Origin of the sequence: Dietzia sp. CH92, from assembly GCF_032248695.1 — a bacterium.
In the GTDB taxonomy this organism is placed as follows: Bacteria; Actinomycetota; Actinomycetes; order Mycobacteriales; family Mycobacteriaceae; genus Dietzia.
In genome coordinates this window covers 193604-218404 of record NZ_JAVHXC010000004.1, presented here as the reverse complement: position 1 = coordinate 218404, position 24801 = coordinate 193604, and the positions used below count along the sequence as shown (strand labels likewise).

The 24801-nt window shown below is 72.6% G+C and carries 25 protein-coding genes and 1 tRNA gene; 15 read left to right on the top strand and 11 right to left on the bottom strand.

The features are described 5' to 3' along the window. Positions 1-17: 17 nt before the first annotated feature. On the bottom strand, positions 18-902 hold the full coding sequence (locus tag RWK90_RS10360) for an oxygenase MpaB family protein (protein WP_314037482.1): 885 nt from the start codon (positions 900-902) through the stop codon (positions 18-20). A 307-nt stretch (positions 903-1209) separates the two neighbouring features. On the opposite strand from RWK90_RS10360, the gene RWK90_RS10355 reads away from it, so the two are divergent. Continuing rightward, a complete protein-coding gene (locus tag RWK90_RS10355; RefSeq protein WP_314037480.1) occupies positions 1210-2130 on the top strand; it encodes a DMT family transporter in 921 nt (306 codons plus the stop codon). Here the strand turns inward: RWK90_RS10355 and RWK90_RS10350 are convergent. Further along, positions 2112-2804, bottom strand: a complete 693-nt coding sequence (locus tag RWK90_RS10350; protein WP_314037478.1) for an NrtR DNA-binding winged helix domain-containing protein — start codon at positions 2802-2804, stop codon at positions 2112-2114. The two genes, RWK90_RS10355 and RWK90_RS10350, sit on opposite strands and share 19 nt — an antisense overlap. 98 nt (positions 2805-2902) lie before the next feature. Between RWK90_RS10350 and RWK90_RS10345 the strand changes: the two genes are divergently transcribed. Beyond that, positions 2903-3727, top strand: a complete 825-nt coding sequence (locus RWK90_RS10345) for a T3SS (YopN, CesT) and YbjN peptide-binding chaperone 1 (RefSeq protein ID WP_314037476.1) — start codon at positions 2903-2905, stop codon at positions 3725-3727. Beyond that, on the top strand, positions 3724-4722 hold the full coding sequence (locus tag RWK90_RS10340; RefSeq protein WP_314037474.1) for an ADP-ribosylglycohydrolase family protein: 999 nt from the start codon (positions 3724-3726) through the stop codon (positions 4720-4722). Before RWK90_RS10345 ends, RWK90_RS10340 begins: the two co-directional genes overlap by 4 nt. A 22-nt stretch (positions 4723-4744) precedes the next feature. Here RWK90_RS10340 and RWK90_RS10335 read toward each other — a convergent pair whose 3' ends face one another. After that, positions 4745-5767: an AraC family transcriptional regulator gene (locus tag RWK90_RS10335; RefSeq protein ID WP_314037472.1), complete on the bottom strand. Its 1023-nt coding sequence runs from the start codon at positions 5765-5767 to the stop codon at positions 4745-4747. A gap of 118 nt (positions 5768-5885) precedes the next feature. On the opposite strand from RWK90_RS10335, the gene RWK90_RS10330 reads away from it, so the two are divergent. From RWK90_RS10330 to RWK90_RS10320, 3 genes are read left to right on the top strand one after another with little or no spacing between them, the layout of a single operon-like run. After that, a complete protein-coding gene (locus RWK90_RS10330) occupies positions 5886-6395 on the top strand; it encodes a 2,4'-dihydroxyacetophenone dioxygenase family protein (protein ID WP_314037470.1) in 510 nt (169 codons plus the stop codon). 8 nt (positions 6396-6403) lie between these two features. Then, positions 6404-7993, top strand: coding sequence for a long-chain fatty acid--CoA ligase (locus RWK90_RS10325; protein WP_314037468.1), 1590 nt, complete (start codon positions 6404-6406; stop codon positions 7991-7993). A 51-nt stretch (positions 7994-8044) separates the two neighbouring features. Further along, a complete protein-coding gene (locus RWK90_RS10320) occupies positions 8045-9946 on the top strand; it encodes a DUF2339 domain-containing protein (protein ID WP_314037466.1) in 1902 nt (633 codons plus the stop codon). Here the strand turns inward: RWK90_RS10320 and RWK90_RS10315 are convergent. Continuing rightward, positions 9901-10362 carry a hypothetical protein gene (locus RWK90_RS10315; protein WP_314037465.1) on the bottom strand — a complete coding sequence of 154 codons (462 nt, stop codon included), beginning with the start codon at positions 10360-10362 and terminating at the stop codon, positions 9901-9903. The genes RWK90_RS10320 and RWK90_RS10315 overlap by 46 nt on opposite strands. Positions 10363-10535: 173 nt before the next feature. Here RWK90_RS10315 and RWK90_RS10310 point away from each other — a divergent pair, with 173 nt between their 5' ends. Beyond that, positions 10536-12974, top strand: coding sequence for a glycosyl hydrolase family 65 protein (locus RWK90_RS10310; protein WP_314037463.1), 2439 nt, complete (start codon positions 10536-10538; stop codon positions 12972-12974). Here the strand turns inward: RWK90_RS10310 and RWK90_RS10305 are convergent. Next, positions 12961-13500, bottom strand: coding sequence for a PGPGW domain-containing protein (locus RWK90_RS10305; RefSeq protein ID WP_314037461.1), 540 nt, complete (start codon positions 13498-13500; stop codon positions 12961-12963). The two genes, RWK90_RS10310 and RWK90_RS10305, sit on opposite strands and share 14 nt — an antisense overlap. Positions 13501-13546: 46 nt before the next feature. Next, entirely contained in the window at positions 13547-14176 is a 630-nt protein-coding gene (locus RWK90_RS10300) for a hypothetical protein (RefSeq protein WP_314037459.1), read from the bottom strand. 114 nt (positions 14177-14290) lie between these two features. Here RWK90_RS10300 and RWK90_RS10295 point away from each other — a divergent pair, with 114 nt between their 5' ends. Then, the gene (locus RWK90_RS10295) at positions 14291-15616 is read left to right on the top strand and encodes a cytochrome P450 (RefSeq protein WP_314037457.1); all 1326 of its coding nucleotides are present in this window, start codon (positions 14291-14293) and stop codon (positions 15614-15616) included. 55 nt (positions 15617-15671) lie between these two features. Beyond that, entirely contained in the window at positions 15672-16283 is a 612-nt protein-coding gene (locus RWK90_RS10290; protein ID WP_314037455.1) for a putative glycolipid-binding domain-containing protein, read from the top strand. A 25-nt stretch (positions 16284-16308) separates the two neighbouring features. Here RWK90_RS10290 and RWK90_RS10285 read toward each other — a convergent pair whose 3' ends face one another. Beyond that, complete coding sequence (locus RWK90_RS10285; RefSeq protein ID WP_314037453.1) at positions 16309-17265, bottom strand: prephenate dehydrogenase; 957 nt, start codon at positions 17263-17265, stop codon at positions 16309-16311. A gap of 36 nt (positions 17266-17301) precedes the next feature. On the opposite strand from RWK90_RS10285, the gene RWK90_RS10280 reads away from it, so the two are divergent. The 4 genes from RWK90_RS10280 (at position 17302) to RWK90_RS10265 (ending at position 18842) form a co-directional block, all read left to right on the top strand. Continuing rightward, positions 17302-17829 carry a tRNA adenosine deaminase-associated protein gene (locus RWK90_RS10280; protein WP_314037451.1) on the top strand — a complete coding sequence of 176 codons (528 nt, stop codon included), beginning with the start codon at positions 17302-17304 and terminating at the stop codon, positions 17827-17829. A 95-nt stretch (positions 17830-17924) separates the two neighbouring features. Then, positions 17925-18356 (top strand): nucleoside deaminase, encoded by a 432-nt coding sequence (locus RWK90_RS10275; protein WP_314037722.1) that lies wholly within the window; start codon positions 17925-17927, stop codon positions 18354-18356. A 122-nt stretch (positions 18357-18478) separates the two neighbouring features. Then, complete coding sequence (locus tag RWK90_RS10270; protein WP_314037449.1) at positions 18479-18682, top strand: CsbD family protein; 204 nt, start codon at positions 18479-18481, stop codon at positions 18680-18682. A gap of 69 nt (positions 18683-18751) precedes the next feature. Further along, positions 18752-18842: transfer RNA gene (locus RWK90_RS10265), tRNA-Ser, on the top strand. 1080 nt (positions 18843-19922) lie between these two features. Here the strand turns inward: RWK90_RS10265 and RWK90_RS10260 are convergent. After that, positions 19923-20540, bottom strand: coding sequence for a TetR/AcrR family transcriptional regulator (locus RWK90_RS10260; protein WP_314037447.1), 618 nt, complete (start codon positions 20538-20540; stop codon positions 19923-19925). A gap of 148 nt (positions 20541-20688) precedes the next feature. Here RWK90_RS10260 and tgt point away from each other — a divergent pair, with 148 nt between their 5' ends. Next, entirely contained in the window at positions 20689-21972 is a 1284-nt protein-coding gene (gene tgt / locus RWK90_RS10255) for a tRNA guanosine(34) transglycosylase Tgt (protein WP_314037445.1), read from the top strand. 20 nt (positions 21973-21992) lie between these two features. Here the strand turns inward: tgt and RWK90_RS10250 are convergent, their stop codons facing one another. From RWK90_RS10250 to gluQRS, 3 genes are read right to left on the bottom strand one after another with little or no spacing between them, the layout of a single operon-like run. After that, positions 21993-22340, bottom strand: coding sequence for a CHY zinc finger protein (locus RWK90_RS10250; RefSeq protein WP_314037443.1), 348 nt, complete (start codon positions 22338-22340; stop codon positions 21993-21995). Beyond that, positions 22337-23245: a queuosine precursor transporter gene (locus RWK90_RS10245; RefSeq protein WP_396230314.1), complete on the bottom strand. Its 909-nt coding sequence runs from the start codon at positions 23243-23245 to the stop codon at positions 22337-22339. The genes RWK90_RS10250 and RWK90_RS10245 overlap by 4 nt, the downstream gene beginning before the upstream one ends. A 53-nt stretch (positions 23246-23298) precedes the next feature. Beyond that, the gene (gene gluQRS, locus RWK90_RS10240; protein ID WP_314037441.1) at positions 23299-24222 is read right to left on the bottom strand and encodes a tRNA glutamyl-Q(34) synthetase GluQRS; all 924 of its coding nucleotides are present in this window, start codon (positions 24220-24222) and stop codon (positions 23299-23301) included. 208 nt (positions 24223-24430) lie between these two features. On the opposite strand from gluQRS, the gene RWK90_RS10235 reads away from it, so the two are divergent. After that, a complete protein-coding gene (locus tag RWK90_RS10235) occupies positions 24431-24787 on the top strand; it encodes a 4a-hydroxytetrahydrobiopterin dehydratase (protein ID WP_314037439.1) in 357 nt (118 codons plus the stop codon). Positions 24788-24801 lie beyond the last annotated feature (14 nt).

The window sequence follows — 24801 nt, the reverse complement described above, 5'->3', positions numbered from 1 at the left end:
CCGGCGCGGGGTCTCCCTCAGGACGTGCGGGCGCCCCGCCTCACCCGCACCCGCTGGTACGGCGCGGCGACGGACTCGCCGATCGCCTGGGCGATGAGCTGGTCGGCGGTCCGGTTCTTGCGCGCGAGGGCGGCGACGAGCCGGGTGAACCGGGCGCCGCGGGCGAACTCCCTGGCGCTGCGGTCCTCGACGGCGAAGAACAGCTTGGCCTGGTCGGGTAGCAGCGACAGCACGCCGTTGAGGATCTGCCGGGTGATCCACCTGGCCACCGGGCCCTTCACCTCCGGGTGGCGCAGGGAGTGTCCGGCCTGCGCGGCGAAGATGGTCAGCGCCTTGGTGTCGAGTCCGTCGCGGATGTACTGGTCGACCTCGGCGAAGGTCTCGAAGTACGGGCCCGGCACGTGCAGCTGCTGCGCGCTGCGGTGCGACTCCACCACCAGCCGGTCGGCGTCGGCGGTCGACAGGCCGGGGCCGAACTCCTGGTAGCCACGCACGGCGGACCAGATGTAGGTCCACCACGTCCACCGCATCCACTCGGGCTGCTTGGCGCCCACCACCTCGCCGGTCTCGGGGTCGGTCCAGTTCGCCTGCTCGTGGAGGTGGTCGACTCTCTTGGCGGCCGCGTCGGCGTGGGCGGTGTCGGCGAAGACCGAGTCGCGCAGGTAGGCGGCGGTGCGGTCGAACCGCGCCGCCATCTCGTCGGCGCCCTCGCTGGTCAGGGAGACCCGGTCGAAGTGGGTCATCATGCCCGGGTCGAGCATCTGCAGGAAGAGGGCGTTCTTCGCGCCGAGTCCGGAGGCGGGGTCGGAGAACACGCGCCAGGAGACGCTGTCCGGGCCGTAGTAGCCCTCGTCGGAGCGGGGCGCGTCGGAGAGTCGTAGGGGGACGCGGGCGTCGGTCATGCGCGTACTTCCTGTCGGGGTGTGTCGTGCGCGTGGGTCGCGGCCGGCGGCCCGCCCAGGGGAGGGCTCGGCACGGTGGGTCGCGGATCGGGAGCGCACGGGGGGATGGTGGCCCGCGCGTCGTCCGCGCGGGGAAGCGTCCGCGCCGCCCGGGCGGGGCGGCGGCGCGGCCGTTTCCTCAGGATCATAAATAGTTCATCACCATGGTGTCGGTATTTCGGGGCGGCGTGGGCCGTGCGCGAACCGGGAGGGGGTGGCGGGGCCCGAGTCGACGACGACGAGGCCCGCCACTTCATAGGGTGTGACGATGTCAGTGTCCGCGCGTCAGGCGCTCCGCCGGAACGGCGGCCATCTGGCGTCGGTGGCGCTGGTGCTCATGTGGAGCTCGGGCTACGTCGGCGCGGAGCTCGGCACGCGCGCCGGCGGCACTCCTCTCCAGCTGCTGGGCTGGCGGTTCTCGATCCTCGGCGTGATGCTCGTCGGTGTCTGCCTGGTGCTGCGGGTGCGGCTCGACGACCGGGGCGCGTGGCTGCGCCAGGCCGTGCTCGGCCTGTTCAGTCAGGCGGTCTTCCTGTTCCTCGTCTTCGAGGGCGTCTCGCGCGGGGTCGACGGCGGGACGGCCGCCCTCATCGCCGCCCTGCAGCCGCTGCTCGTGGCGACCGTCGCGGGCCGGGTGCTGGGGGAGCGCACCACTCCCGGGATGTGGGTCGGGATGGCTCTGGGGTTGGCGGGGGTCGTGGTGGTGGTCTCGGGCGGCCTCGACGCGGGGGCCGCGCCGTGGTGGGCGTACCTGTTCCCGGTCGCGGGCATGCTCAGCCTGACCACGGGCACGGTCCTCACGCAGCGCCTCCGGCCCACCGAGTCCCTGCTGCAGTCCATCACCATGCAGTCCGTCGTCGCCGGGGTGACGCTCATGGCGGCCGCGGTGCTCACGGGCCAGGCGGCTCCGGGGCCCGGGCCGGATTTCTGGGCGGCGGTGGCGTGGCTGGTGTTCCTGTCCACCCTGTGCGGGTACGTCCTCTTCGTGTTCGTCACCCGCACCCGCGGGGCGACGGTCGCCAGCGTGCTGCTCTACCTCACCCCGCCCACGACCATGGTCTGGGTGTGGCTCATGTTCGGTGTGGCGATCACCCTCCCGGCGGTGGCGGGGATGGCCGTGAGCGCGGTCGGGGTGATCCTGGTGTTGCGGTCGCGTCCGGCGGCCGCGGGTCAGCGCGCGCGGCGGTAGAGCGCGGCGGGGCGTCCGCGCTGGGCGGTGGAGAGGACCACCTCGCCGTCGTCACCCACTACGGGTTCCAGGTGTGGTCGCATCCTCCGGGCGAAGTTGTCCTTGTGCAGCTCGGTGCCGATCACCGCCTCGTGCACCCGGCGTAGCTGGAGCAGGGTGAACGGCTCGGGCAGGAACCCGTCGGGGTCGGGGCCCACGTCGACGTAGCGCAGCCGGATCTCGTAGCGCTCGCGCACGTCGGCGATCGCGGCGGCGGCGATCTCGTCGTGGTCGAACAGCAGCCTCTCCGCCCCCTCGAGTCGGCCGTCGGGCAGGACGCGGACCGGGCGGCCGCGCGCGCCGGCGAGCTCCGCCTCGGGCAGGGGCAGGGCGTGCGCGGCGGACACGGCCCACGTGCGGTCGTCGCGGTGGGGCGCGTCGAAGAGCCGGAGCAGGCGCGGGCGGATCGTGGCGGACGGGTCGATCCCCACCTTGCGCCGCAGGACCCCGTCGGCGGTCTCGGCGACGGTCGTGCGCTCGCGGAGGAAGCCGCCCGGGAGGGCGATCCCGTCCGGGTCCGTCCGGTCCTGGACCAGTAACCGCAGCTCCGGGTCGGTGTCGCCGGCCGCGGTGACGGTGAGGATGGCCAGGTCCACCGCGACGGCCGGGCGCGGGAACTTCTCGAGATCGGACATGCCCTTCACATTAGCGCGGACGTAGTGCTAATGTTTAGCGCGTTGAGAGTGCTAAAAGGTCCCCGGCCGGGGACACACGGGCCGGGAAGGGGCGGGCGATGGGAAAGAACGACGACCGGGCGCGGGAGGCGACCGAGTGCGCGTGGGGGGTCTTCCTCGACACGCTGCTCCTGGGACTCGGATCGCTGGGGGAGGGGGACGTGCTCGCGCTGGTGTCCCCCGCCGGCGCCGAGGGGTGGAGTCAGCAGATCGTGTGTCGCGCCGACCCGGACAACGGGTACGTGTGGGCGACGCGGGGGATCGCGGGCAGTACCGCCGCGGAGGCGATGGTCGCCAGCGGTGGGGCCCACGCGGTGGCCGGGGCGGTAGTCCGCGTCGCGCGCGAGGAGCTCCGACTCCCGCACCCGCAGCTGTTCACCGCCCGGCCCGCGGGGCGCGGTGCGGTGGACGTGGCCGGCCGGCTCGGGCTCACCGACGCGGACGCGGTGACCGAGCCGGGGCTCCGGGCGACCGGTATGGTCCGCGGCGCCCCGGACGCGCTGCGTCCGATGGTGATGGAGGTGGCCGCGCGGGTGCTCGGGCGCCCACCGGAGGTCGACGACGACGGGGACGCCCACGTCGACGTGAGCGGCACCCGGGTCTACGTGCTGATCCGTCCCGACGGCGGGATGGTCGAGGTGTTCACGCGCGTCGTCCGCGGGGTCTACAGCCGGCGCAACACCGCCGTCGAGGTGGACCTGCTCAACCGCAGGAACTGGTGGAGCACCTGGTACCTGACCGGGCGGGATGTCTATCAGAAGATCCTGCTGCCGGCGCGACCGCTGTCCGCGGACAACCTCGGGGCGGCGCTCACGGCGTTCGCCCAGGAGCTGGAGCGGCACCGGGACGACCTGGCCTACCGGCTCGGAGGGGTGGCGGCGTGAGTCGCGGTGACGTGGAGGCCTCCCCGGACCGGGACGGCCTGCGTGACCGGGTCGCCGGCGTGATGCTCGGCACCGCGGTGGGCGATGCCCTGGGCGCGGGCTACGAGTTCGGCTCCGCGCCACTGGGGCCCGGCGGCCCGGACATGATCGGCGGCGGGCTCGGCGGGTTCGCGCCGGGGCAGTGGACCGACGACACCACCATGGCGTGGTGCGTCCTCGAGGTGGCGGCGCAGGGACGCGGGCTCACAGGTGAGGACGCGCTCGACGCCGTCGCCCGCCACTTCCGTGACTGGTACGAGTCCGGGCCGGCGGACATCGGCAACCAGACCGCCGCCGTCCTGCGCCGCGGCGGCCCCGCGCCCTCCGCCGCGGCCCTGCGCGGCGCGGCCCGGGACGTCACCGCGCGCAGCGTGCACTCGGCCGGTAACGGCTCCCTCATGCGCACCGCGCCCGTCGCGCTCGCGCACCCGGGCGACACCGATGCGATCGTGCGCGCGGCGACCGCCGTGGGGGAGCTGACCCACGCCGACCCGCGTGCCGGCGAGGCGTGCGTGCTGTGGTCGCTGGCGATCGACCGCGCGGTGCGCGAGGAGGTGTTCGACCTGCGGGGTGGCCTGGCGGCGTTGGACGGGTCCGCGCGGACGTTCTGGGCGGAGCGCATCGACGAGGCCGAGCAGGGGCCGCCGTCCCGCTTCACGCCGAACGGCTGGGTGGTGGCCGCGCTGCAGGCCGCATGGTCGGCGATCCGTCACACGCCGGAGCCGACGGGGGATCCCGGTGGGCACCTGGCCGACGCGCTGGCGACCGCGATCGGGATCGGCCACGACACCGACACCGTGGCGGCGATCGCCGGCGGCCTGGTCGGCGCGCGCTGGGGCGCCTCGGCGATCCCGGCCCGGTGGCGTCGGATGTGCCACGGCTACCCGGGGCGGACCGGCGAGGACCTCGTGGCCCTGGCCCACGCGGCGGCGGGGTCGGCGGCAGGGGATGTCTAGGTGCAGACGGTGGTGCGCGGATTCACAGTCTGCGCAGAACCGGCTCGCCCGCGTCGCGGAGCTGCCGACGGTATGCCAGCGGGGTCTGGCCGAACCAGCGCCTGAAGCTCCGGGTGAACACGCTCTGCTCGGCGTAGCCCAGCTGCGCCGCGATCTCACTCAGCTGCATCTCCGGGCGGCGCAGCAGTTCGACTGCCAGCTCGCGGCGCCAATCTGTGACGATCTGCTCGAAAGAGGTGCCGAGCTCGGCCAGCCGGCGCTGGAGCGCGCGCGGGTGCATCAGAAGTTCTGCGGCGATGCTGTGCAGGTCGGCCTGGCCCAGAGGAATTAGCTTGTCAAGCAGTTCATGAACGTGCTCGTCGACGCCGAGGTGTCGGTGGTGCGAGCTGAGGAATCGTCGCGCCAACGCATGGGCCTGCTGGTCACCACCGTCGATGCTGCGATCGAGCAGGCGGGCCGGAAAGGTGAGTGAGTTGAGCTCGGCGGTGAACCTGATCGGCGCCTCAAAATACTCCTCATATGTCTCGGTCGGCGACATCCGAGTGTGCTGGAAGGTCACCTCGAGTGGGCGGAACCCGGGTCCGGCGAGAAGGCGGAACATGCCCAGAATTACTCCTAGCGCTAGCTCAATCAGATGCTGTCGGTAGGGCATGCGTGCGGGTGTGATGGCGAAACTAAACCGGGCTAGGTGGCCTTCGGAGCGGAGGTCGGCGCGGATCGCCGGGCTGTACGTATGCAGGTACTTGATCACCCCAATGAGCGCGGTTTCCACCGTATCTGCGTTTCGTGCCAGCACGGCGATGGGGCCGAGCATCTCCAGGTTCTGCACCCGAGACACCCGCAGTCCGAAGTCGGGTAGTCCCAGTTCTTCCGACGCGCGCCCGACCAGCGTCGTCAGGGAGGAGTAGGGGATGAAGCGGTTGTAGTCACCTACCACGAATGGGCTCACTCCCGCTTCCTCCAGGAGCGAGCCGGGATCGCCACCGAGTTCGCTGATCAACTCCGGGATGTTGACGAGCGAGGACGCCCTGACCAGATCCGCCATGTCACAAATTGTCAAAAGAATGTCGTCAGATGTCAAGAAGGGCGCTTCTGAAAGTGTGAGCATGAACACAGAAGAGATGTGGTGCAGAACACATCTCCCGCACCTGGAGGAGCCAGACGTGACCGCAACCGCAGATCCCACCGCCATTCCGCTCGCCCTGACGATGCACACGCCCGAACTCCCCTGGGCGCGCGACGTCCTGGCTCCCGGGCTGTCGATCCAGCTCCTGGTGGCCGATGTCGAGGGCGGCTTCCTCGTCGTCAAGACCCGGTTCAAGCCGGGCACGGTCCTGCCGACCCACCTGCACACGGGTGCCGTCCACGGCTACACCACGAAGGGCAGCTGGTTCTATCGCGAGTACGGCGAGGAGACCATGAACCTGCCGGGGACCTACATCTACGAGCCCGCGGGATCCACGCACACCCTTGAGGCGCCCGCCTCCAACACCGAGGACACCGAGGCGCTATTCATCGTGCACGGGGCCTTCCTCAACTACGACGCCGAGGGCAACTTCGTCGGTCACTTCGACGCCGCCGTGACCCGCACCGCCTACGCCCAGGTGCTCGCCGCGCAAGGAGACGAGATCCCCGACTTCGTCGTGGGCGGCAACTGCACCTACGGGCGCTGAGGACGAACATGACGGAAAACATCAACGCCGCACTCGACCGGGCGGCCCGCCTGTTCGGGAAGAACGAGGCCGTTGTCGACGGCGACGTGCGGTGGACCTACGACGAGCTGGACCGCCGGGTCCGCGCCTTCGACGGCGAGCTCGACCGGCTCGGCCTCATGAAGGGTGATGTGGTGGGCGTGCTCGCGCTCAACAGTGCCGCCCACCTCATCGCCTGGCTCGGTGCCCCCCGCAGCGGTCGAGTCCTCAACGAGATCAACACGCGACTGTCGACACCGGAGATCCGATACATTCTCGACGACTCGGCGGCACGAATGCTGCTCGTGGACGATGCGTTCCTCGAGGCGGGCCGCGAGCTGCTGCGCGACTGCGACACGCTCGACCACCTTGTGTACGCCGGGGCGGGACAGTCTCCGGCCGACTGCGTGTCGCTGGAGGTCATGACGACCTCCGGGTCGGAGGCCTCACCGGTGGAGGTGCTCGACGAGGACGTCGCCGGGATCTTCTACACCGGCGGCACCACCGGGCGCCCGAAGGGCGTCCTGCTCAGCCACGGCAACCTCGCCAGCAACGCCAAGCACGCGCTGCTCTGCCTCGGCTACGACGAGCACGACCGGTACCTGCACGCCGGGCCGATGTTCCACCTCGCCGACGGCGCCTCCACCGTCGCGCTGACCTGGGTCGGTGGGGCCCACGTGATCGTCCCGGGCTTCACCCCGGACGGCTGGCTCCGCGCCGTGAGCGAGGAGAAGATCACCAAGGCGATGCTCGTGCCGACCATGATCACCATGCTCATGGCGCACGAGTTCGGTCCGGACACGGACCTGTCCTCGCTGCGGTCCGTCCTGTACGGGGCCTCGCCGATGCCGCAGGCCCTGCTCGCCACGGCCGCCGAGCGACTCAACACCGATTTCTGCCAGGTCTACGGCATGACCGAGGCCGCGCCGATCGTCACGTTCATGACCCACGAGGACCATCGGCGAGGCCTGGCAGGCGAGGACCCGGATGCCGCGGTGCGGCTGCGGTCGGCAGGACGGCCGGTCGTGGGAGTCGAGTTAGAGATCCGCGCCCCGGGCGGCGGCGCACGGCAACCGGCAGGCGAGGTTGGCGAGATCGTCGTCCGCGGCCCGAACATCACGTCCGGCTATCTCAACCGGCCCGAGGAGACCGCGGAGGTGCTCCCGGGAGACGGGTGGTACCACACCGGTGACATGGGCTATCAGGACGAGGCCGGCTACGTGTTCGTGGTGGACCGGCTCAAGGACATGATCATCTCGGGTGGGGAGAACGTCTACTCGACCGAGGTGGAGAACGCGCTGTACCGCCACGGCGACGTCGAGGAGGTCGCGGTGTTCGGCCTGCCCGACGAGCAGTGGGGAGAGGCCGTGCACGCGGCGGTCCGACTCCGCCCGGGCAGCACTACCACGGCTGAAATGCTCCGGGATCATGTCCGTTGCCTCCTCGCGGGATTCAAGGTGCCGCGCGAGATCCACCTCGTGGACCAGCCGCTACCCAAGTCCGGCGCAGGGAAGATCCTCAAGCGCGACCTCCGGGCAGAATTCGCTTCGCGGGCCTCGGTTGAGGTCGGGGCGGGCTGAGACTGCATCGGTATGTGGACGCCCGCGGCCGGGGCGGGAGATGATTCGGGGGTGAACCCCGAGCAGCCCGACCCGCGGCCAGACCTGCAGCGTGCCCTCGCCGACCTCGACGCCCGGCTCGGACGCATCACCGCCGAGGTCGCGGAGGTGCGCGCCGGGCTGGCCGCGCTCGGCGGGCAGGCGGGGACCGCGCCGGTCCGCCACCCGGGTGCGCCGCACCCGGTCGGGCCGTGGCAGCCGCCCGGGGCGGGCGTCGGCGCCGGGGCGCGCCCCGACCGGCCGTGGCAGCCGCAGCAGGCGGGCGGTCCGTGGCGTCCGGAGGCGCCCGCGCACCCGCAGCAGCAGAACCCGCAGCGCCCGTGGGCGCCGCCCGCCGAGGCCCGGCCGCGCCGGGTGCCGCGCGTCACCGCCGCCACCGTCATCGCGGCCATCGGCGGGGCGGTCATGCTCGCCGGCATCGCCTTCCTGCTGGTGGTCGCGATCCAGGCCGGGCTGTTCCCGCCGATCGCCCGGGTCATCGCCGCCGCGGCCCTCGCGGTCGTCCTCGTGGTCCTCGGCCTGCGGCTGCAGGACCGCCACGTGCCCACCGTCGGCACCCCGGTCAACCCCGGCGCCCTGGCGCTGGTCGGCACGGGCCTGGCGGCGGCCATGCTCGACGTCATCGCCGCCACCACCCTCTACCTGTGGGTGCCGGTCCCGGCCGCGTTCATGTTCGTCGGCGGCCTGGCCCTCGGGGGCATGGCGCTCGCCCAGCGATGGTCCTCGGGGCTGCTGGCCTGCCTCGTCTCGGCCGGCACCATGGTGCTCGCGCCGCTCATCTCCACCGACGTCGAACTGCCCGTCTTCGTGGCGATCGTCGGCATCGCCACCGCGCTCCTCGCCTCCGAACTCGGGGTGGCCGTGCGCTTGGTGTGGTCGGTCCTCCCGGGCGTGCTGCTGACCGGATACCTGTCGCAGGCCGCCCTCCACTCCCGCGGCGAACAGATCGCGCTCATCGCGACCGCACTCGTGTTCGCCGCCGTCGGGGTGGGGGTGGCCTGGTACGACTCACTCCGCCGGGGCCCCGCGGTCGAGAACGCGGCCCTCGTCGTCGTCCCCACCGCCCTGCCCCTCGCCCTCCTGCCCGCCACCCACCTCCTCCGCCCGGGCTGGCCCTACGGTGTGCTCCTCGCCGCGGCGTACCTCACCGTCGCCGTCCTCGCGGCCCGCGCCGGACGAGACCGCGCCGGTGCGACGCTGTCCGCCGTGACCGGGATCGTCGGCAGCGCGCTCCTGCTGCTGACGTGGGTCGAGCTGGGCGGGCGCGAGCTCACCGGATTCGCCCTCACCCTCAGCGCCCTGGCCTACGTCGCCGCGGCCGGACTGTGGGGCCGCCGCTGGCTGGACTGGGTGGCCGCCGCCGCGACCGTCCTCGCGTTGCTGGTGTACCTGGGCGTCAACGCGCCGCACCTCGCGCTCAGCGAGCGGCTCGCGGTGCGTGAGTTCTCCTACTGGGACGTGGTCTCCGCGTTCGCCGTCACCGCGCTCGCGGCGGCCGTGACCTGGTGGGCCCGGCGCCGGGTACCGGCGGAGTCGCGGCGCGTCGTGATGGTCGGCGCGGTCGTGGCGCTGGCGACGTTCTCCGTCATGATCGTCGCCGCCGGCGTCACGACCGGCGACCTCGCCGGCACCGCGCGCACCGGGTTCCTCGCCGCGCACCTCGTGGTGACGGTGCTGTGGATCTGCTGCGCGGCGTGGCTGGTCCTCACCGCGAGCCCGCGCATCGCCGACGCCCGCCGGCTCGGCTTCCTCCTCGGCGCGCTGGCCCTGGCCAAGCTGCTCCTGCTCGACCTCGCCACGCTGCCCGGGTTGTTCCGCGTCCTGTCCTTCATCGCCGTGGGCGCGGTGATGCTCGCGGTGGCCGTGCGCTACCGCAGGGAGACCGACCCGTCGGGCAGCGGCTCGCCCACGTAGATGCGGAAGGCGCGCGGCTGCGCACCCGACATCAGCACCAGCACCTCGGGGTGGTCGACCTCGTCCGGATCGTCCGACGGCAGACTCCACACGACCTCGCCCGCGTCCGTGAGCTGACGCAGCGCGGTCCGTGTGGCGCGTACCCAGCGCACCCGCTTGAGGGCGGGCTCGTCACGCAGGTCGTCGTCCGCCAACCCCTCGCGGTCCCGCAGGTCCACCATGAGGCGCTCCCCGTCCGGGCACTCGTAGGACACGCACACCTGATCGACCAGGACCGCGAGCGGCCAGGAGGGCTCCGACCCGAGCAGGTCGACGATGATCATGCGCGCGTCCTCGACCTGGCACGGCGTCGGCGTGGTGAGGGCCTGCATCCTGTCGGCGACGTCCTCGGTGACTTCGATCAGCTGTACGGTCATGGCGACCTCCCGTGTCCGACGAGACGGTCGACAAGTGGGCTCGCGGCGCGGCCCCGGACCGTCCCGACTGTGACCTAGATCATAGTTCATCCACGCGGTCGGCAGGTCTCGGGCAGGTGACGATCTCTCGGCAGCCGGCTCGCGGGCCCCTCTGATGTGGTTGTGTCACAGCGGTGACCGATCCTCACTCCGGCCCCGCGGGCGCCGGCGCCGGCGATCCCGCGTTCACGCTCGCCTACGTCGGCGTCGACCCCGCGGGGGAGGGCCTGCGCGAGACGCTCACCTCCACCGGCAACGGGTATATGGCCACCCGCGGCGCGGCCGAGTGGGAGGAGGCCGACGACGTCCACTACCCGGGCACCTACGTCCACGGGCTCTACAACCGCGCGGCCACCCTGCTCGGCGGCGTCCCGGTCCACAACGAGGACCTGGTCAACCTGCCCAACTGGCTGCCCCTGCGCCTGCGGATCGGCGGCGCCGAGGTGCTGCGGCTCGCGGACGTGGAGATCCTCGACTACCACCACCGGCTGGACCTCCGCGCGGCCGTCCTCACGCGCCATCTCCGGTTCCGCGACCGGGAGGGGCGCGAGACCGAGCTCGTCAGCCGGCGGTTCACCTCCATGGCCTCGATGCACCACGCCTACCTCGAGTGGACCCTCACCCCGATCGACTGGTCCGGACCCGCCGAGGTCGTGAGCGCGATCGACGGGCGCGTCACCAATGCCGGCGTGCCCCGCTACCGCGGACTCGAGGGCTCCCACCTCGACGCCGTCGCGACCGAGATCCCCCGACCGGACGTGATGGCGCTCAAGACGCGGACCCGCGAGTCCGAGGTCACCGTCAGCGTCGCCGCCCGCACCCGCGTGTCCTCGGGCGGCCGGCCCGTCGAGGTGCCCCGCACCGACTTCCGCACCCCCGACCACGTCCAGCAGACACTGCACCTCGACCTCGCGCGCGGGGTGCCCACCGTCATCGAGAAGTCGGTCGGGCTGTTCACCTCCCGCGACCCCGCGACGGGCGACACGCTCGTCCGCGCGCACCGCGCGGTGGCCCGCTCGCGATCCTTCGACGCCGCGCTCGCGCACCACCGCGAGTCGTGGCACCGCCTGTGGCAGACGTGCGACGTCCGGGTTTTCGGCGACGACGAGGCCCAGCACCTGCTGCGCGTCCACATCTGCCACATCCTGCAGACGTGCTCCCCCCACACCGCTGACCTCGACGCCGGCGTGCCCGCCCGCGGCATCAGCGGCGAGGCCTACCGCGGCCACGTGTTCTGGGACGAGCTGTTCGTCCTGCCCTTCCTCACGTTCCGCACGCCCGACGTGACCCGCGGGCTGCTCATGTACCGCTACCGGCGACTGTCCGAGGCGCGCGCCGCCGCGGACGCCGCCGGGTACGCCGGCTTCATGTTCCCGTGGCAGAGCGGCTCGCTGGGCACGGAGGAGACGCAGGAGGTGCACCTCAACCCCCTGTCCGGGACGTGGGACGAGGACCTGTCCCACAACCAACGCCACGTCAGCGCCGCGATCTTCTACAACATCTGGCAGTACGTCACCACCACCGAGGACACGATGTTCCTCGAGAACCGGGGCGCCGAGCTGATGCTGGGCATCGCCCGGTTCTGGTCGTCCGTCGCCCACTACTCCTCGGACCGCGAGCGGTACGAGATCCACGGGGTGATGGGCCCGGACGAGTACCACGAGAGGTACCCGGGCGCGGCCGCGGGAGGCCTGCGCAACAACGCCTACACCAACGTGTTCGTGGCGTGGATCTGCGACGTCGCCGCGCACCTGCTGGACCTGTTGCCGTCGACGCGGGCGGACACCGTGCGGGCCAGGCTCGAGTTGCGGGACGAGGAGATCGCGAGGTGGGAGGACATGAGCCGCCGGATGTTCGTGCCCTTCCACGACGGGATCCTCAGCCAGTTCGAGGGCTACGAGCAGCTCGAGGAGCTGGACTGGGACGCCTATCGCGCCGAGTACGGCGACATCGCGCGCCTCGACCGGATCCTCAAGGCCGAGGGCGACACCCCGGACCGCTACAAGCTCGCCAAGCAGGCCGACGCGGTGATGCTGTTCTTCCTGTTCGGCGACGACGAGCTGCGCCGGATCTTCACGCGGCTGGGCTACCGGTTCCCCGACGACGCCGCCCGCCGCACGATCGAGTACTACGACCGGCGGACCTCGCACGGGTCGACCCTGTCCTACATCACGCACGCCGGCGTCCTGGCCCGCTTCGACCCGGACTCCTCCTGGGAGCGGTTCGCGGTGGCGCTGCGCAGCGACGTGGACGACATCCAGGGCGGCACCACCCGGGAGGGCATCCACATGGGGGTCATGGCGGGCACCGTCGACCTGGTGCAGCGCTTCTACGCGGGGTTGCGGGTCGGGGGCGGGACGCTCCACCTGGAACCGAACCTGCCGGGGGAGATCGAGGGGGTCTCGTTCACCGTGGTCTACCTGCGCTCGCCGCTCACGGTGACGGTGACGCGGGAGGAGGTGGTGATCCGGCACCGCGACGGCGTGATCGACGCGGTGCCGGTGCGCGTGCGGGTGGCGGGCCGGGAGCGTCTGGTGGCGGTGGGCGCCGAGGAACGCTTCAGCCTGGTGTGACCTCGGCGCGGTGGCCGCGCCGCGCGGCGCGCGCCCGCCGCCGTTCCTCGCGGCGTCGCCGGTCGTGGACCACCTCCGCCTCGTGGTCGTACGGGCTGCCCCGGAAGCGCCGGAACGCGTAGACCAGCAGGGCCAGCCCGACGAGGCCGGAGAAGATGAGCGTGCCGCCGGTGCCCCACCCGCCGACCAGCCACAGGTCGTCCGAGAGCGGCCACCAGCCCGGCACCGCGGACCCGACGCCCCAGAAGATCCCGAGGCCGATCAGCCAGGCCACGCCGATCAGCGAGCCGGCGATCTTCGGCCACGACTGCACGCCGTGGGAGGCGCCCTCCATGGCGAGCCGCTTGACGGTGAGGAGGCGCCGGTCGAACCACTCGTACTGGCGGGAGAGCACCACCGTGCCGGCGAAGAGCATGAGCAGGCCGGGGCCGGGCAGGAACAGCGCGGCGACCCCCAGCACGACGAGCGTCCACCCGAGCGTCTCCAGGGCGAGGCGCCTGGCCGCGACGTAGCCGAGTCTTCTCACCGGACCATGGTGACAGAAACGCGGCGCGTCATCAGGGGCGTGGGGGTCAGGCGGGGACGCCGGAGCGGAACCCGGCGGCGGCGCGGGCCCCGGCGTCGAGGTCGACCTCGGGCCAGCCGTCGGGGGCATGGAGTACCGCGGCGAGGTGCGTGGCGGTGAGGCCGGCACCGGCGTCGAGGAGGGCCTCGACGGCGTCGGGATCGGGATCGTCGAGGAGCGTGGAGTCGGCGAGGTCGTCGATGATGTCGCGCATCGCCGCGCGGGTGACGGGGAACAGTTCGGGGTCGAAGCCGTCGTCGACGGGCTGGTCCAGGCGCCACCAGCCCGAGCCGTCCCAGCCGTACAGGAACCCCAGGTACGCCTCGCGGGACCGGGCGTACTCGACGCCGCGGCGCCACCAGCCGGGGGCGTCGCCCACGAGGTCGGTGCCGGCCTCGCCCGCGCGCCCGCTGCCCTCGGTGAGGGAGAACTCGTGGTGCCAGCCGACCAGGAGCGCGCGCCCGTCACCGGGCCGCAGCAGCGCCATCCACATGCCCTCCGCGCCGGCCCAGTGCAGGGCGGAGGGGGTGGGCCGGTCGTGCTCGAGTCCGACCGCCGCGCGCACCGCGGCGTCCACGGCGAGCAGGGCCGCGATGTCGTCGGGGGTCGAGTCCGTGTCCACCGGGAGCAGGGCCATGCGGCCCAGGTTAAACCGGATCGACGACGACGAGGTGACGATCGCGGTGAACGTCCGACGACCTCCCGGTGTCACAGGGGTGCGGGCGCGGCAGGGGGGTCGTACGGTGGGCGCATGACCAGTGACCTCCGACACAGTCTCCCGCCGGGCCCGCGGCTGCCCCGGATCCTGCAGGCGGTCCTGGCGCTCGCCGCCCCCGCGGCCGTGTTCCCGGCCGCGGCCCGGCGGTACGGGGTGCCGTTCACGCTCGATCTCATGCCCCGGGGCCGCAAGGTCATCGCGGTGTCCGAGCCCGCGCAGGTCAGGGACGTGTTCGCCGGCTCGCCGTCGATCTTCCACGCCGGCAAGGGCAACGACCTGCTCCGTCCCCTCCTCGGTGACCACTCGCTGCTGCTCCAGGACGGTGACGAGCACGCCCGGGCGCGGCGGCTGCTGGCGCCGGCGTTCGGGCGCCGCGAGATCGACGGGTACCGCACGCTCGTCGAGGAGGTCACCGCCGAGCAGCTGTCCCGGTGGCCGCGGTCGGGCCGCGTCCGCGCGCACGTCCTGCTCAACCAGCTCACGCTCGAGGTGATCCTGCGGGTCGTGTTCGGGGTGACCGACTCGGCGCGGCTGGACCGGATGCGACCGATCGTGGCCCGGGCCGTGGACGCCGGCCCTGTGGTGATGATCGGCCTGGGGATCCCGCCGCTGCGCCGGTTCCGGCCGTGGAGCCGGGAGGTGCGCGACCTGGAGACCATCCACGGGTTCCTGCAGGAGGAGATCGAGGCCACGCGCCGGGACCCGGCCCTGGCCGAGCGGCGCGACCTCCTGGCCCTGCTCGTGCGCGCCTCGGCCTCCGGCGCGTCGGGCCCGTCCGACCATCACCTGTCGGACGTCGAGCTGCGTGACCAGCTCATGACCCTCGTCGCGGCCGGCCACGAGACCACGGCGACCGCCATGGCGTGGTCGATGCTCGAGCTGGCCCGCCACCCCGGCGTGCAGGACCGGTGCGTCGCTGAGATCGCCGAGGGCGGGTCGGAGTATCTCGACGCCGTGCTCAAGGAGGTGCTGCGACTGCACCCGGTGGTGCCGATGGTGATGCGGGAGCTGCAGGAGCCGGCGACCGTGGGTGGGCGCACGTACCCGAAGGGGGTGACCGTGTCGCCGTCGATCGTGCTGGCGCACCGGTCGTCGGACACCTACCCGTCCCCCGGCACCTTCGACCCGGGCCGTTTCCTGGGTGAGGTCCCCACCCCCACCGAGTGGCTGCCGTTCGGCGGCGGGGCACGCCGCTGCATCGGGGCGTCGTTCGCCATGATGGAGGGCGAGGTCATCCTGCGGCACGTCCTGCAGCGGTACCGGCTCGACCCGGTGGGGTCCGGACGGGAGTGGCCGCGGTCGCGCAACGTGACGCTCTACCCGTGGCGCAGGGGCCGGGTGGACCTACACCCGCGGTGACCGTGTAAAGGGGGAGGATGTGCGTTTCGGTGGAGATTTTCCTACCGTGGACGGTGTGAACGCTTCTCAGTCCTCCGCGCCGCAGTCCGAGACGCAGCGCGCCTCGAGCCCCCGCTTGTACACGTGGATCTCCGAGACCGGCAGGGTGATCGAGCAGGTCAGAGTGGTCCCCAAGGGCGACTCCGCGCGCGCCCGCGGGCGGATCGTCTCCGCGGCGCACCCCGAGCACGAGGCGTTCACGGTGGAGTACGAGGCGGAACTCGGCTCGAACCGTGCGCTGCGTCGTGTCGGGCTCACGGTGAGCACCGAGGAGTACGAGCGTTCCATCGAGCTGGCGTGCGACGACGAGGGTGCCTGGCTCCTCGACGATCCGAGCGGCACCCGCTCCCGCGTCGGCGGTGACGGTGTGGTCGACGTGGACGTCACCTACAGCGTGTTCTTCGCGAGCGTGATGATCGGCCGTCTCGGCCTGCACGCCCAGCCCGGTTCCGCGGAGGAGCGCGTCCTGTCGGTGGACTCCATGACCCTCGACGTCACCGAGGACACGGTCACCCTGTCCAGCGACGACGAGCAGGTCCACGGGTTCACGGCGACCGCCTCGACCAGCGCGACCGTCGACGCCGGCGGCATGATCATCGACGTGCCGGGGCTCAGCCGACGGGCCTGAACGGTCGGCCGACGGGCCTGACCACTCAGCCGACGGGCCTGACCTCCCGGCCCGCCGCCCCCGCGGCGCGAAGCTCCTCCAGCCACCCGTCCGCGCCCGGGGTGACCTCGAGCGGCTCGCCCCGCCCGTCCGCGCGGTCCGTCTGCGCCAGGTCGTAGGCCCGGCGCGCGTGATGGCCCCGTTCGACCAGCGCGCCCAGCGTTCCGCGCTCCGCCAGGGCCGACCGCGCCGCTCCGAGATCGGCCAGGCACTCGTCGAGCACCTCCAGCAGCGCGTCCCGGTTGGGTTCGCAGATCGCCCGCACGAGGTCGGGCGCGGTGGCCGCCACGCGCGTGCCGTCGCGGAACGAGCCGGCGGCCAGGGCCAGCGCGAGGTCCCCGCCGCGGGCCCCGGACAGGGCGAGCGCCTCGGCGAGGACGTGGCCGAGGTGGGAGATCCGCGCGACCGCCGCGTCGTGGTCGGTGGAGGTCGCCGAGAGGATCCGTGCGCCGGTGTCCAGGGCGAGACCCGCGACCCGCGTCCAGGTGTCGGGGTCGGTGTGGTCGTCGGCGGCGACGAGCCAGGTGGCGCCGCGGAACAGGTCGGGGTCGGTGGCGTCCCAGCCGGAGTGGGCGGTGCCGGCCATGGGGTGCCCGCCCACGAATCGCGCCGCGAGACCGCGCCGCCGCGCGGCGTCCAGGACGGGGCCCTTGACGCTGATGACGTCGGTGAGGGCGACGTCCGGCGCGTGCTCGGCCACCGCGTCCAGGACCGTGTCGAGGGCGGGGAGGGGGACGGCGACGACGACGAGGGCGTCGTCCTGACGGGCCCGGCGGAGCGTGGCGGTCAGATCCGTGGTGACGGCGAAACCGGCGGCGGTGGCGGCCTCCGCGCCTGCGGCGGAGCGGTTCCACCCGAAGGTCCGTCCGGGGCCGAGGGCCCGCATCAGCGAACCGCCGATGAGACCCGCTCCGAGCACGCACACGTCCGCCGTCACCGTCACCTGACAAGGTTCTCACAGCCGACTACGGTTGAGCCCATGACCAGCAGCGCCGATCGATCCGCCCGCGATTCCGACGACGACTCGGTGACCGGTGTCGCGCTCGGGGTGGTGCAGGACGGCGGGTCGTGGCAGGTCACCCGCCTGGACGACTCGGCGTTGACGAGTCTCGACGACGCCGCCCGGCAGGTCCGTGCGCTGCGGGCGGAGGGCCCGTCGTTCGGGCTGGTGGACGTGGACCACGAGTTCTTCGTGATCCTGCGCCCGGGCCCGTCGGGGATGCGGCTCATGCTGTCGGACGCCACCGCCTCGCTGGACTACGACCTGGCGGCGGACGTGCTCGACGAGCTCAACGTGGACGTGCCGGACATGACCGACGAGGAGCTCGAGGACACCGACCCCTGGGGAGAGGGGGACATGGCGATCCTCGAGGACATGGGGCTGCCCGCCGGGGTGCTCGAGATCATTGTCTCCGAGACCGATCTCTACGCCGACGAGCAGCTGCAGTCGGTGGCCGAGCGGATGGGCTTCGGCGACGAGATCGAGCGACACCTGCCCGACTCGTGACCGGCTCGGGCCCCCTCGGCGGCGAGCCCGGTGCTCTCAGCGGTGCGGCCGGATCCCTCGGCGGCGAGCCCGGGCGTGGAGCCCGCGAGCGGCTCGTGCGGCGCGCGCTGACCGTGGCGGCGGGCTCCCCGCCCGAGGACGTGCCCGTCGGCGCGATCGTGGTGGGCCCGGACGGATCCGAGCTCGCCGCCGCCACCAACCGACGCGAGGCCGACGGCGACCCCTTCGCCCACGCCGAGATCCTCGCCCTGCGCGAGGCGGCGCGGGTCCTGGGGGACGGCTGGCGGCTCGAGGACTGCACGCTCGTGGTGACTCTGGAGCCGTGCACGATGTGCGCGGGGGCGGCGGTCGCGGCGCGCGTGGGGCGGATCGTGTTCGGGGCGTGGGAGCCGCGCACCGGGGCCTGCGGTTCGCTGTGGGACGTCGTGCGCGACCGGCGACTGGTGCACCGGCCGGAGGTGTTCGGCGGCGTGCTCGAGGGCGAGTGCGCGGCCGTTCTGGAGGACTTCTTCCGCGCCCGTCGGTGATCCGACCGTGATCCGCACAGCGTGGATCGTTACTCGCGAGCGGTGGAGGGCTGGTCCGGGTCTCCGTACGGTGGGTCGTAGAAGGTGCCGGGCCCCGGCGCCGCGATCGAGAGGAGAACCACATGGGTGTGGGAGACAAGTTCTCGAACAAGGCCGAGGAGCTGGGCGGCCGCGCCAAGGAGTCGGCGGGCGCCGCGACGGGCGACCGCGATCTGCAGGCCGAGGGCCAGACCGACCAGGGCAAGGCGAACCTCAAGCAGGGCGCCGAGAAGCTCAAGGACAAGGCCAACCAGGTCGCCGACAAGCTCACGGGCAACAACCCCTGACCGGGTGCCCGCATCGCCTCCGGGGCGCCGATTTCTCCCCGAGGGCGATCGTGCAGTAGCCTGATCGGCGGTGGCGTGTCCGAGCGGCCGAAGGTGCAGCACTCGAAATGCTGTGTTGGGTAACCCCCAACCGTGGGTTCAAATCCCACCGCCACCGCCACGGGGAGAGCCCCGGATCTCGAGAGAGGTCCGGGGCTCTCGCCATTTCCGGCCCGGCCCGGCGTCCGCTCACTCGCGGTCCCCGCGCCCGGCCCGGCGCCCGATCGCCAGCCGTCTCCCCGCCCGGCCTGGCGTCCGATCGTCAGCCGTCTCCCCGCCCGGCCCGACGCCCGATCACTCGCCGTCCGCGCGCCCGGGCATGAGCTGCGCCGCTCTCCTCGGCCTGCCCCGTCCGCGGCCCCGCAGCCGCTCCTGTGCCTGGCGTCTCGCTCCCGGATCTGGCGCCTCGCTTCTGGCCGGGCCCTGCAGCCGCTCCCGGCCCTGGCGTCTCGCTCCTGTGCCTGTACGCGTCAACTTGAGCAGCCCCTACCCATGGGGTCTTTCCCCACCCGCGGTGCGCGCGTGACTCCAGGGCGAGGGGCGGCTGTGGGGTGTGCTCTCGCCAGTCCTGGCCCGGCCGGCGTCCGATCACTCGCCGTCCGCGCGCCCGGGCATGAGCTGCGCCGCTCTCCTCGGCCTGCCCCGTCAGCGGCCCCCCAGCCGCTCCTGTGCCTGGCGTCTCGCTCCCGGATGTGGCGCCTCGCTTCTGGCTGGGCCCTGCAGCCGCTCCCGGGCCTGGCGTCTCGCTCCTGTGCCTGTACGCGTCAACTGCAGCCGCCCCTCCCGATGGCGTCTGGCCCGCCCCGCGGTGCGCGCGAGACGCCATGGCGAGGGGCGGCTGTGGGGAGGGCTCTCGCCATTCCTGGCCCGGCCGGCGTCCGATCACTCGCCGTCCCCCCCGCCCGGGCATGAGTCGCGCCGCTCACATTGGCCCGCCCCGTCTGCGGCCCCACAGCCGCTCCTGTGCCTGGCGTCTCGCTCCCGGATGTGGCGCCTCGCTTCTGGCTGGGCCCTGCAGCCGCTCCCGGGCCTGGCGTCTCGCTCCTGTGCCTGTACGCGTCAGCTGCAGCCGCCCCTCCCGATGGCGTCTGGCCCGCCCCGCGGTCCGCGCGAGACGCCATGTCGAGGGGCGGCTGCGGAAGAGGGGCAGGTCGGGGCGGCTGTGGGGAGAGCCGGCCAGGGCGGCTGCGGGGAGGGTGGGTCAGGGGCGGAGGTCGGCGGAACGATGGGCGTCCGCGATGAAGTCCGGGAGGTTGATGACCGCGTCGAGCGTGGAGAGCGCCGAGGCGATCACGGCGTCCTGCGGCAATCCCGACTCCTCGCCCAGCAGCGCGAGCTCCTCGACGCCGGCCAACCACGCCCTGGTCAACACCAGCGCGAGCCGCCCCGGCTCCTCGATCCCCAGACTGTCGAGGACCCGCTGGCTGATCGTGCGGTGCATCCCGTCGACCACCTGCTCCAACGCCGGGTCCACCGCTCGGCCCGAGCGCAGGACCGCCACGTAGTTGTCCCGCCGACGCTGGATGTACCGGACCAACGCCGTGATGATGGCCCGCGTACTGTCCTCGGCGCTCGTGCCCTCCGGCACCTCCGTCAGCGACAGCACGTGGTCGGCCGCCGCCCGGACGACCGCGGTGAGATAGTCCAGCTTGGTGGGGAAGTAATGGAAGAGAAGACTGCGGGACACCCCGGCCCGCTCGGCGACATCGTCCAGTGACAGGGCGTGGAACGGCACCGTCTCCAGCAGCCGGATCCCCAGTACGACCAATTGTGAACGGCGTTCCTGCTTGGAGAGCCGTCGTCCCCCTGCTGCGGTCATGGCACACCTCGTCGTCGTGCTCCTCGACGTGTGCGGGGCGCCCACGGCACCCACCTACACGTCCCCCCGTACCGGCGCCCCCACGCCGACGTTCTCTCCATCTTAGGGTCACGATCGACATCCCGGGCGCACATGCCACGATGGAACGATGCCGGACACCACCACGCCCACCACCCGCCCCACCACCTTCGACGTGGGGGAGCGGATGGTCCTCGACGGCACCGCCGGCGGGCGCACCGGCGTCATCCACACCCCTCACGGTGACATCGCCACCCCGGCGTTCATCCCCGTCGGCACCAAGGCCACCGTCAAGACGCTCACCCCCGAGCAGGTCCGCGCCACCGGCGCCCAGGCCGTGCTGGCCAACGCCTACCACCTCTACCTGCAGCCCGGTCACGAGATCGTCGACGCCGCCGGCGGGCTGGGCGAGTTCATGCGCTGGCCCGGGCCCACCTACACCGACTCCGGCGGCTTCCAGGTGATGAGCCTCGGGGTGGGGTTCAAGAAGGTCATCGAGATGAGCACCGGCGCGGCCGCGAAGCCCGACGACGCCGCGACCAACAAGGGCCAGGGGCGGCTGGCCAAGGTCGACGAGGACGGCGTCACCTTCACCTCCCACCTCGACGGCTCCCGGCACCGCTTCTCGCCCGAGGTGTCGATGCGGATCCAGCACTCGTTGGGCGCGGACATCATCTTCGCGTTCGACGAGCTCACCACGCTCATGAACACCCGCACGTACCAGGAACGCTCGGTGGAGCGGACCCGCCGATGGGCGCAGCGCTGCCTCGACGAGCACGAGCGGCTCTCGCTCGAACGGACCCACCGGCCCGGCCAGTCGCTGTGGGGCGTCATCCAGGGCGCGCAGTTCGAGGACCTGCGCCGACAGGCCGTGCGCGGGCTCGTCGAAATGAGCGACGCGGCCGAGGCCGAGGGGCGACGCGGGTTCGGCGGCTACGGCATCGGCGGCGCGCTGGAGAAGGAGAACCTGGGCACGATCGTCGGCTGGTGCACCGAGGAACTACCCGAGGACCGGCCCCGCCACCTGCTCGGCATCAGCGAACCGGACGACATCTTCACCGCCGTGGAGAACGGCGCCGACACCTTCGACTGCGTCGCGCCCACGCGGCTGGCCCGCCACGGCGGGATCTACACCCTCGACGGGCGGGTCAACATCACCCGCGCCCAGTTCCGGCACGACCACACCCCGCTCGACCCCGAGGGGCCGTCCGAGGTCTCGCGCGAGTACTCCCGCGCCTACCTGCACCACCTGTTCAAGGCCAAGGAGTTCCTCGGCTCCACCCTGCTGACCCTGCACAACCTCGCCTTTGTGGTGCGGCTGGTCGACGAGGTGCGCGCGGCGATGGCGGCCGGGCCCGACGAGTACGTGGCGTACAAGACCGAGTTCCTGGGTCGGTACTACGCGGGGCGGTGAAGGGCTCACGCCCGGCGCCGTCACCCCTCGAAATAGATCGAGTGGTGCAGGGAGCAGCCCGGGTTGAACGGCGACGCGCACGACGGGCAGCAGTCGGCCTCGAGGTAGTCGCTGATGGAGAGCGTCGAGCGGCACACCCCGCACAGGATCGCGCGGGTGTCGAAGCGGCCCGCCGGCCACGCCGAGACCGGGTGGTCCACGGCGTCGGCGTGGCAGCGGAAGCACGGGTAGAAATCCCCGCAGCAGTGGAAGCGGATCGCGACGATGTCCAGCGGGCTGGCGTAGTGGACGCAGCGGGTCTGGTCGTCGACGGTCGCGCCGAGGACCGGCACGACGGGACGGTCGGCAGGACTGTCCGAGGCGCTCATGCCCCCGAGTGTGGCAGCCCGGCGCCGGGCGCGGAGCCGCCGGCCGGAACCGCCGTACCGGCGAGCGCCGCCTGATAACTGGGCTCACGCCGCTTGATCCACCCGATGACCAGGTACGTCACGGGCAGCAGGACCGCCTCGACGAGGGTCTTCCAGACGAACCCGATGACGACGTAGTTCCAGTAGTCGCCCGACCAGAGCATCATGCCCAGGGCGGGCGCCGCGATCGTGCAGAAGACCATCGTGTCGGCGAGCTGGCCGACCACGGTCGACCCGAGCAGCCGGGCCCACAGGCTGCGCTCGCCGGTGCGACGCTTCATCCACACCAGCACATACGAGTTGAGCAGTTCACCCACCACGTACCCGGCCAGGCCCGCGAGGAAGAACTGCGGGATGACGCCGGCGACGGCCTCGAACGCGTCCTGGTTCTCGTAGAACGGCGCGGCCGGCAGATGCACCGTCGCGGTGAAACTCAACGCGGCCAGGGCGAGGACCGCGAACCCCGCGAGCACCACCCGGCGCATCGCGCGGAAACCGTACACCTCACTGATCACGTCGCCCAGCACATAGGCCAGCGGGAAGAGCAGGAAGGCGCCGTCGGTGACGAGCCCCTCGACCGACAGGAAACCGACCTCGAACGACAGGTCGGGGAAGAGCAGGACACCCTTGGTGCCGGTGACGTTGCTGATGAGCATCACGCCGACGAACAGGGCGATGAGATAACCGAAGTAGGGGCTGCCGACGGTGGCGAACGCGGCGGCGGCGGGGCCGGTGGGGGCCGGGCCGGTGGGGGACTGGGGACTGCGCGCCGGCTCGGGAGTGATCCCGTCCGGCCGCCCAGTCCCTTCAGATAGCCCGGGCCCGTGTGGGTCCCGCGGATCGGGGGTCTGAGATGAAGTGGTCACGGACGACGATTATCCGGGCAGTCGCACGTCGCCGACGAATCCGGCCCGCCCCGTCAGGCCACCACCCAGGGACCGGATCGCAGGGACTCCGAGGTGACCACCCCACGCAACGCCTCGATCGAGTCCGCGCCCTCGGGGCCACCCAGCGACGCCACGATGCGGGCGACCGCCGCCCTCGTCGTCGTCCCCTCCTCCGCCAGATCCGCCAGCGTCACCGCGCCGTCCCGCTTCGCGAGCCGCTCCCCGGCGGCGTTCACCGCGAGCGGCACGTGCACGTACTGAGGATGCGGGAGGCCGAGCAGATCCGCGAGATGCGCCTGGCGGGGAGTCGAGGAGAGCAGGTCCTCGCCGCGGACGACCTGGTCCACGCCCTGCTCGGCGTCGTCGACGACCACCGCCAGGTTGTACGCCCACACGCCGTCACCACGGCGCAGCACCACATCGTCGACGACCCCCGTGTAGTGCCCGTGGACGAGATCGGTGATCGTCAGCTCGTCGACCGCCGCCCGCAGACGCAACGCCGGCACGCGCCCCGGACCCAACGCCGCACGACGACGCTCCCGCTCGGCCTGCGACAGGTCCCGGCACGTGCCCGGGTACGCCCCGGGCGGCGAGTGCGGCGCGCGCGGGGCCTCCGCGATCTCGCGCCGCGAGCAGTAGCACTCGTACACCAGACTCTGATCCGCCAGCTGGTTGGCGGCCGCCGCGTAGGCGTGCGAGCGGGCGGACTGCCACATCACCTCGCCGTCCCAGTCGAGGCCGATCGCCGCCAGGTCCGCGAGTTGCCGCTCCGCCACCCCCGGCCGGGCGCGCGCGGCGTCGAGGTCATCGACCCGCATCCGGAACGACCGGCCCGAATCCCGCGCCAGCACCCACGCCGCCACCGCCGTGCGCAGATTGCCCAGGTGCAGGTCACCGGACGGGCTCGGCGCGTATCGGCCAGCGCCTGGGGGCAGGAGGCTCGGGGGGGTTTCCACCACACCAGAGTAGGGGGAGCGGTCGGGGCGGCGCGGGGCCGAGCGGCCGTGCGGCGCGGGGCGGCGCGGTGCGGCGCGGTGCGGCGCGGTGCGGCGCGGTGCGGCGCGGGGCCGAGCGCTCGGAGCGCCCGCCGTGCTCCCGGAGCGCCGGGAGCGCCGGCCGCGCGCCCGGGGCGCCCGTCGCGCCGAGAGGTGCCAGACTGGAGACATGAGCGCAGACGCCGACAACGCCCGCCCCGACGCCGACGACCAGACCCGCCTCACCGAGGAGCAGATCGCCGAAGGCCTGGCCGACCTCCCCGGCTGGGCCCTGTCCGAGGGATCGCTGACCTACACCGCCGTGTGCGAGTCGCCGCAGGCCGCGATCAACCTGGTCGCCGCCATCGGGCAGGCCGCGAATTCGCAGAACCACCACCCCGACCTGCTGTGGAGCTACGACGAGGTCACCCTCGACCTGCGCAGCCACGACGTGGACGGCGTCACCCGGCGCGACCTGCGGCTCGCCCGGGCCGTCTCCGCGCTGTCCGGCGAGTTCGACGCGACCCCGCTCGGCCTGGGGGAGTAGGGGCTCGGGTCGGC

Coding starts and splice junctions, on each gene's coding strand:
- RWK90_RS10360 (WP_314037482.1), bottom strand. CDS start 902: ATGACCGACGCCCGCGTCCCCCTACGACTCTCCGACGCGCCCCGCTCC.
- RWK90_RS10355 (WP_314037480.1), top strand. CDS start 1,210: ATGTCAGTGTCCGCGCGTCAGGCGCTCCGCCGGAACGGCGGCCATCTG.
- RWK90_RS10350 (WP_314037478.1), bottom strand. CDS start 2,804: ATGTCCGATCTCGAGAAGTTCCCGCGCCCGGCCGTCGCGGTGGACCTG.
- RWK90_RS10345 (WP_314037476.1), top strand. CDS start 2,903: ATGGGAAAGAACGACGACCGGGCGCGGGAGGCGACCGAGTGCGCGTGG.
- RWK90_RS10335 (WP_314037472.1), bottom strand. CDS start 5,767: ATGGCGGATCTGGTCAGGGCGTCCTCGCTCGTCAACATCCCGGAGTTG.
- RWK90_RS10325 (WP_314037468.1), top strand. CDS start 6,404: ATGACGGAAAACATCAACGCCGCACTCGACCGGGCGGCCCGCCTGTTC.
- RWK90_RS10315 (WP_314037465.1), bottom strand. CDS start 10,362: ATGACCGTACAGCTGATCGAAGTCACCGAGGACGTCGCCGACAGGATG.
- RWK90_RS10300 (WP_314037459.1), bottom strand. CDS start 14,176: ATGGCCCTGCTCCCGGTGGACACGGACTCGACCCCCGACGACATCGCG.
- RWK90_RS10295 (WP_314037457.1), top strand. CDS start 14,291: ATGACCAGTGACCTCCGACACAGTCTCCCGCCGGGCCCGCGGCTGCCC.
- RWK90_RS10280 (WP_314037451.1), top strand. CDS start 17,302: ATGACCAGCAGCGCCGATCGATCCGCCCGCGATTCCGACGACGACTCG.
- RWK90_RS10270 (WP_314037449.1), top strand. CDS start 18,479: ATGGGTGTGGGAGACAAGTTCTCGAACAAGGCCGAGGAGCTGGGCGGC.
- RWK90_RS10260 (WP_314037447.1), bottom strand. CDS start 20,540: ATGACCGCAGCAGGGGGACGACGGCTCTCCAAGCAGGAACGCCGTTCA.
- tgt (WP_314037445.1), top strand. CDS start 20,689: ATGCCGGACACCACCACGCCCACCACCCGCCCCACCACCTTCGACGTG.
- RWK90_RS10250 (WP_314037443.1), bottom strand. CDS start 22,340: ATGAGCGCCTCGGACAGTCCTGCCGACCGTCCCGTCGTGCCGGTCCTC.
- RWK90_RS10235 (WP_314037439.1), top strand. CDS start 24,431: ATGAGCGCAGACGCCGACAACGCCCGCCCCGACGCCGACGACCAGACC.